Annotated in this window: 3 protein-coding genes; all 3 read right to left on the reverse strand. The window is 67.6% G+C overall.

Going from position 1 to position 5,409, the window contains the following annotated elements:
• Positions 1 to 421 precede the first annotated feature (421 nt).
• Entirely contained in the window at positions 422 to 1,738 is a 1,317-nt protein-coding gene (locus tag JYJ84_RS27600) for an MFS transporter (protein WP_175220010.1), read from the reverse strand.
• 171 nt (positions 1,739 to 1,909) lie between these two features.
• The gene (locus tag JYJ84_RS27605) at positions 1,910 to 3,385 is read right to left on the reverse strand and encodes a M81 family metallopeptidase (RefSeq protein WP_175220008.1); all 1,476 of its coding nucleotides are present in this window, start codon (positions 3,383 to 3,385) and stop codon (positions 1,910 to 1,912) included.
• Between the two features lie 186 nt (positions 3,386 to 3,571).
• Positions 3,572 to 5,017, reverse strand: coding sequence for a serine hydrolase (locus JYJ84_RS27610; protein ID WP_175220006.1), 1,446 nt, complete (start codon positions 5,015 to 5,017; stop codon positions 3,572 to 3,574).
• Positions 5,018 to 5,409 lie beyond the last annotated feature (392 nt).

Consider the following 5,409-nt stretch of genomic DNA (forward strand, 5'->3'; position numbering starts at 1 on the left):
GATGCGGCGAGAAACATCCGCATCACGGTCACGGCAACCAGCGTCCGCCTGAAGATCGTCGACTCCGCTGCGACCCCGCCCTTCTTGCTTGCCATCTGCGACTCCCCTTGTCTGTCTGAACGTGAGCGGCCATGTCCGTCTTCCGATGCAGTCCCGCTTTCGGACCGCCCGCCCGAATGACTCCAAGGTAAGCAGCCAAATCGGCCGGTGCTTTTGCGAAACGCCGAAAAACATTGGCTACCGTCCTCGGCTGTCGACGCGCGGCAAACTGCGCGCAACGAACCCTCGGGCACGTGCAACGCACCGCCGGAACACGCGGTAACCAGAACGGGAGGGCGGGAGAAAGTTAACGACGTGCGCCTTCCGTGCGTGAGTTCGCACGGAAGGCGCGTCAGTGGCAGAAGAAATGCGCGCGGCGGCGCTAAAGCGCCTGTGCGCCGACTTCGCAGTGCGGTTCGAAGCGCGTGCGGAAGGTACGCAACACGAGACCCAGCAGGATCACGCTGAAGACGGCGGCCGGCACGCCGAGCCAGACGATCCCCTTGAGCAACGCGTACGGCGCGCCGTCGAGGGCATCGGATATCGCGCCGACGGAAGGCACCGACATCGCCTGAAACGCGTAGGTGACGAGCGACGAGGTGCCGACGACGCGCCCGCGCAAATGCGGCGGCGCGATGTCCTGCAACAAGGTTGGCGTCAGTGCCGCGCCGGCGATATAGGCGGCGATGATGCCGATCATGCAGGCAAGCAGCATCGCCGTACTCGTCGCGAACGACAGCATCAGCAGCAACAGCGCGGCCAGCAGCGCCATCGCGCAGCCGATCACGACCGGCAGCAGCCGGCCCCAGCGCGCGCGCAGGCATCGCACGGCCACCACGCTCGCCAGCAAGCCGAGTGCAGAACCACCGCCCACCGCGATGCCGCTGTACAACCCCGAGCGGGCGACATCGACATGAAAGTCGCGGATCAGCGACACAGGCGCCCAGCCCAGGATCGCGCCCACGTAGAAGGCCGCCATCGCATAGCCGACGATCAGGCACGCCAGCATCCCACCCGAGCGCCGCCAATAATGCGCAAGCGTCTCCTGCGCACGTTCATGCTGGTCGGCCGTGCCGCCGCGCGGCGGATGCCCGACCAGCGCGAACAAGCCCGCGACGACCGGCCCGGGGATCGCGACGAGCAGGAACGCAAGCCGCCAGGGTTCGATCGACAGCGCATGCGCGAGCGGCGCGGCCACGCTGAAGATCGCGCCGGCGCCCGCGATCCCGAGCCCGGCGCCGAACAGCGCAACCGCGAAGAAGATCGTGTTCGCCGCCGTGCGCAGTGCTGGCGGAAACAGGTCCGGCAGCATGCTGTAGACAACCGGCCCGAGCCCCGCCTCGCCCACCGCGAGCGTCAGCGTGCAGAGGAACAGCATCCAGCCTTGCGTGACGAGGCCGCAGAGCGCCGTGCCCGCGCTCCACACCAGCACGCAGGCGACGAGCAGCCAGCGCCGGTCGACCCGGTCCGTGAGCCAGCCGAGCAGCGGCGACGCCAACGCGCCGAACAGGATGGGGCCGAAGCCGACGATCGCGCCCAGGCTGGTATCGCTGAGCTGGAGGTCGCGCTTGAGCGGCTCGACGGCGAGCGTCAGCATCTGACGGTCGGTGATGCCGAGTATCGCGGCCAGCGCGAGCACGGCCAGCGCGAACCACGCACGTGACAACGACGGCGATCCCCCGGTGATTTCATTACGCACGCTGCGCCTCCTGCGCTGACGATCCTGCCTGCCCGGCCGACGCCGGGCTCATTCGTGGCCGGCCGCGAAAGCCGGCCTTCAGACGATAGCCGCTCGACGGCGGCGAAACTTTCGCGGACGGCCGGAATAGTTCTGCCGGCGTCCGCGCGACTGCCCGACGAGCGGGCCGGATCAGACCGCGATTTCGTCGAACGGCCACATCGGGCGCGTCAGGCGTGCGTAATCGTCGACCTTGAAATCGAGACTCAGCGAACCCGGCGTGTCGCAGTAGTAGATGGCGCGCGCCAACGGGCCGAACAGCGCCTGGAAATGCTGCGTCGACTTCACCACGACGGCCCGGCAACGCCGGAGGTCGACGCCGAGATCGAAAAAGCAGCTCGGGCTGTAGGTCTGCTGCCGGACGGAGTTGACCACCACGAGTACGCCGTCGACGTCCAGCACGGCGGACAGGCCCAGGCCGGGCCCCGGGAACTTGAACGTCTCGTCGTGCTGCGCCAGCCCCTCTTCGACCGCCAGGACCCGCGCGACCACGTCGAGCGGGCGGCCCGCGCGCGGGCCGCTCTTGCCGCCGAGGCGCAGCTCGATCGTCGCGCCCACGCCGGCGTCGCGCGCGAACACCGCCGCGACGGGGTCCCACATCATGCCGATCGCCACCTCGCGCAGACCGCGCTCGAGGACAGCCTCGAGGATGAAGGTGGAATCGGAGCCGGCACCGCCGCCCGGGTTGTCGGCCGTGTCGGCAATCACGAACGGCCGGCCCGACGCGTCGGGCGGCGTCGCTTCGATCTCGTCGAGAATGCGTGCGATCGGCAGACGCAGCGCATGCGTCTCGTCGCGCACGGCCACGAAGCCGCGCGCCAGTTCGCGGGCATGCGCGCGGGCCGCGCCGGCATCGCCGTCGCTCACCACCAGCACGCCCGCACCGGTATCCGGAAAATCGGACCACGGGAATCCGTGGATCAGCGACACCGACAGGATTCCGTCGCGCCCCTCCCGATCCATCGCATCCTGGTTGAGTTGTGCCATGCGCGGTTCGGTCGTGAAGAACATGCCGAGCATCGGCACGCGTTCGAAGTGCATCGTCGGCCGGATCTCGCCACGCGCGGTGCGTTCGGCAAGATCGATCAGGTCGACCGCCCGTTCGTCGAAGTCGATGTGCGGATAGTGTTTGCACGCCAGCAGGATGTCGCAATGATCGAGCATCGCACGCGTGACGTTGGCGTGCAGGTCCAGCTCGACACCGATCACGACGTCGGGGCCGACGAGCGCGCGCGTCTTCGCCAGCAGGTCGCCCTCGCAATCGTCATACCCTTGCGCCATCTGCGCGCCGTGCAACAGATACAGCACGATGTCGACCGGCTGCGCGGCGCGCAACCCGTCCAGGATCTCGTCGCGCAGCGTTTCATAGTCCTGCTTCGAGCAGGGCGCGCCCGGTTCGGCGAACGCGAAGATCGAAGCACTCACCTCATGGCCGCGTGCGCGCGCCTCGCGCACGAACGTACCGTAGCCGACGAGTTCGTCCGCCTGCCCGTCGGGCACACCGCCGGCTGGCCGGTACAGCGTGCGTTCCTCGAACGAGTGCAGGCTGGTTGGAATCGGGGAAAAGCTGTTGGTCTCGTGCGCAAGCGCCGCAACGAAGATACGCATGGTCACTCCTGCTCGGGTTTGAAATATCGGTCGACAACACGCGCTCCGACGAGCGCGTGGATTGCACGGTCGCATCGACGCCGGTTGGCCAGCCGTCGATACAATTTGCATAACGAAGCAATTTCGTTCCACCGGAGCTATCAGCTTGCGCGTGCCGCAGTGGAACGGTGTCCGCCCGAGGGCGCGTCAGCCCTCTCGGCGCAGATAGCGCAGGCGCGTATGCACGCCGTGCGGCCGGTCACCGTCGCCGCGGAAGGACACGAGCGCCAGCCGCCCGTTGATGCCGCACAGCTGCGCATCGGAGGTGCCTGGCGGCGCGAACAGGTCTTCGGCCAGCGGCGCCAGTTCGAGCACGTAGGTCGAGCCGCCATCGAATGCATAGCGGGTCTCGCCGTCGCCCGTTTCCACACCGCCGCTCGGCCACAGCGTGGCCCGCCGGCTATCGGCGTCCATCTCGGTCCAGTACGCTTCGACCGAAAGCCGTTCGTTGCCCGCCACCGATGCGAGACGCATCGGATAGTGCCGGTAACCGCCGGCATACCGGGACAGTGGCCGGCTCGACGTCCCCCGCTCGAACGGCATGACGGCCTCGTGCCCGAGATGCGCGAGCGTCGCAAGCAGTACCTGGTCGTGCAACGCGTTGGCGCCCGGCCCCGTACCGGCGGTAAATACCACGAGATCCAGTTCGGGGCAGACTGCGAAGCTCGACGTGGTGCCATACGTCGTACCGCCATGCCAGTACACGGTCACGCCGCTCACCGGCACCTTCCACCAGCCGACGCAGATCGGCGGTACACACGGGCGCCCCGCATCGAAGGTCACGGCCTGCATGGCCGCGACCGTCTCCGGCGCGAGGATCCGCGTGCCGTCGATCGCGCCGCCCGCCAGATACATGCGCCCGTACGCGAGCATGTCGCGCACCGTCGAAATCGGGGTCGAGCCGGCGCCTGCCAGCGACGGCGGCAACAGATACGCACGCGTGGCCTGCAGCTCGCCGCTCGTCGCGTTCGCGAACACGCCCACCGCATGACGATGCAGGATCGCCTGCTCGGCCGACGTGCACGACTCGTTCATTCCGCACGGACGAAACAGCGTTTCTTCAAGCACCTGGTTGTATGGCTTGCCGGACAGCACTTCGATCAGCCGCGCGGCAACCACGAAGCCGGCGTTCGAATAGTGGATCGTCTCGCCCGGTTCGAACAGCGTCCCGAAACCGGCCAGCCGCTCCACGAAATCGCGGGTCGCGCCCGCGCCGGCTTCGGTCATCGGGCTGAAGCTGTCGGCGTCGATGCCGTTCGTGTGATTGAGCAAATGCCGCACACACAGGCGCTGCGCGTGGGCCGGATCGGCCAGCGCAAACGACGGCAGATGCGCGACGACCGGATCGTCGAGGCCGATACGCCCCGCCTCGACGTAACGCATCAGCAGATGCGCCGTCATCACTTTGGTAACCGAACCGATCTGCAAGCGCGTATCGACGGTCATCTCGGCGCCCGTGTTCAGGTTCGCGATGCCGCGCGCCAGTTCGATCTGTTCGCCGCGGTGCCAGACGCCGGCGACATAGCCGGCCGTGGCCGGGCCGGCCACGGCGTTCGCAAGCAGGTCGTCTAGCTGGTGCCTCAGGATTTGCATAGCCGGATTCCATGGTAAGAAGATGGGCGTCGCCGGGCGCCGCGACAGCAATCGCGGCCGGCACGCCTGTCGCCAATGTAACGGCGTTCCACCCTGCATCCTTTTGCCAGCGGCCGGAATGCTTTTGCGTGCGACTGTCGCTCGTGTGCCCGACGCACGCCGCCGCCACCGGTCGCCCGCGTTGCAGACACGCGGCGCCGAGATGCGCGACAGCGCGGAGGCACGCGACAATTCCCCGGCGGACGGCGAAAGCGCGCCATCCATGCGTCGGGTATGGTGTGAAGTCCATCGGACGGCTCGCCATCACGCGTCGCCGTTTCTTCATGTACTGGCGGAATCGGGGAATTCCAATGTTCAAATGGCTTCAGGCCTTCCTGAGCCGCGACTGGGCC

The sequence above is a fragment of the Burkholderia sp. LMG 13014 genome (assembly GCF_905232215.1).
In the GTDB taxonomy this organism is placed as follows: domain Bacteria; phylum Pseudomonadota; class Gammaproteobacteria; order Burkholderiales; family Burkholderiaceae; genus Burkholderia.

Coding starts and splice junctions, on each gene's coding strand:
- JYJ84_RS27610 (WP_175220006.1), bottom strand. CDS start 5,017: ATGCAAATCCTGAGGCACCAGCTAGACGACCTGCTTGCGAACGCCGTG.
- JYJ84_RS27605 (WP_175220008.1), bottom strand. CDS start 3,385: ATGCGTATCTTCGTTGCGGCGCTTGCGCACGAGACCAACAGCTTTTCC.